General features: G+C 64.7%; 2 protein-coding genes. Both read right to left on the reverse strand.

What is annotated here, in order from left to right:
• Positions 1-316 (reverse strand): DUF2948 family protein (locus AKL29_RS00635; RefSeq protein WP_244481654.1); only part of this gene is annotated, 316 nt, incomplete at its 3' end.
• A 341-nt stretch (positions 317-657) separates the two neighbouring features.
• On the reverse strand, positions 658-1,482 hold the full coding sequence (locus AKL29_RS00640) for an alpha/beta fold hydrolase (RefSeq protein WP_050382324.1): 825 nt from the start codon (positions 1,480-1,482) through the stop codon (positions 658-660).
• Positions 1,483-1,594 lie beyond the last annotated feature (112 nt).

The following is a 1,594-nucleotide window of genomic DNA, read 5'->3' on the forward strand; positions in this document are numbered from 1 at the left end:
CGCCCGGCGGGTCGGAGGCATAGAACTCGATCCCGAGCAGTTCCAGGGTGGCTTCCGGGGCCTCCAGGTCGATATTGCGCGACTTGCATGCCAGCACCCGGTCGAACCTGAGCGCGGCGATCAGCCGCCGCGAGCAGGTGCCGCCCGACAGGGTCTGCTCCCAGTCCAGCCGGTTCAGGCCGACCACGAGCCGCTTCTCGTCCTGGCGCCAGACGATGTCGGAGGGCTGGACGCGGGCGTCCTGCACATGGGCCGAGATGACCGCGAGGTCATCGGCATCGAGGGCGATCAGCTTCAGCGGCGCGGGTGGGGACATGACGGTGGTTATAACGCCTTGCGGCCCAAGAGGTACCAAGAGGTACCAAGCGGTACCACGTGGCCTCAAGGAAACCCTGCTCAAGGGAACCGGCGAGCGCACGGCCAAAATATCGAAAACAACCCCATGCAAAGGAGATGACGGCGGCGGCGTTCGACAAGGCAACTTGACACGTCGGGCAAATCAGGGGTAATTTTTCTAATATTCCGAAATCACGCACCCCTCGCTCCACAACGGCCCCCGCCAAGGGGGGAACCCTACCGTCGGTGGCTGCCTCACTTTGGAGGCGGTGAAGCTGCGCGGCGTTGTGACAAGCGGTACGACGCGCAGCGCCGGCCGCCTCAGCCCTTGATGAACGCCAGCAGATCGGCGTTGATCGTTTCGGCCTCCGTCGTCGGCATGCCGTGCGGAAAACCCTTGTAGGTCTTCAGCGTGCCGTTCTTCAGAAGCTTGGCCGAGAGTGGGGCGGAGTCGGCGTAGGGCACGATCTGGTCGTCGTCGCCATGCATCACCAGCACCGGCACGTTGATCTTCTTCAGATCTTCGGTGAAGTCGGTCTGCGAGAACGCGACGATGCCGTCGTAATGCGCCTTGGCGCCGCCCATCATGCCCTGCCGCCACCAGTTCTGGATCACGGCTTCCGACGGTTTTGCGCCGGGCCGGTTGTAGCCGTAGAACGGCCCGGCCGGCAGGTCGCGGTAGAATTGCGAGCGGTTGGCGGCGAGCTGGGCCTGCAAGCCGTCGAACACCGACTTCGGCAGGCCGCCGGGATTATTCGCCGTCTGCACCATCAACGGCGGCACCGCGCTCAGGATCGCCGCCTTCGCCACCCGGCTCTCGCCGTGGCGGGCGATGTAGTGCACCACCTCGCCGCCGCCGGTGGAATGACCGACATGGACGGCGTTCTTCAGGTCGAGATGCGCGGTGACGGAAGCGAGGTCGTCGGCGTAGTGATCCATGTCATGGCCGTCGGCGACCTGGGCGGAGCGGCCGTGGCCGCGGCGGTCGTGGGCCACGACGCGAAAGCCGTGCCCCACGAAGAACAGCATCTGCGCGTCCCAGTCGTCCGACGACAGCGGCCAGCCATGGCTGAACACGATCGGCTGGCCCGAGCCCCAATCCTTGTAGAAGATCTCGACGCCGTCTTTGGTGGTGATGGTGGGCATTTGAATTGCTCCTCTTGTATTCGTCATTCCGGGGCACGCGCAGCGTGACCCCGGAATCCAGATATTGGATTGCAAGATTCCGGGTTCGACGCTGCGCGTCGCCCCGGAATGA

Source organism: Bradyrhizobium pachyrhizi (genome assembly GCF_001189245.1).
GTDB classification, from domain to species: Bacteria; Pseudomonadota; Alphaproteobacteria; order Rhizobiales; family Xanthobacteraceae; genus Bradyrhizobium; species Bradyrhizobium pachyrhizi.

Excerpts from the sequence above, each read along its gene's own strand:
- AKL29_RS00640 (WP_050382324.1), bottom strand. The coding sequence starts at position 1,482 with ATGCCCACCATCACCACCAAAGACGGCGTCGAGATCTTCTACAAGGAT.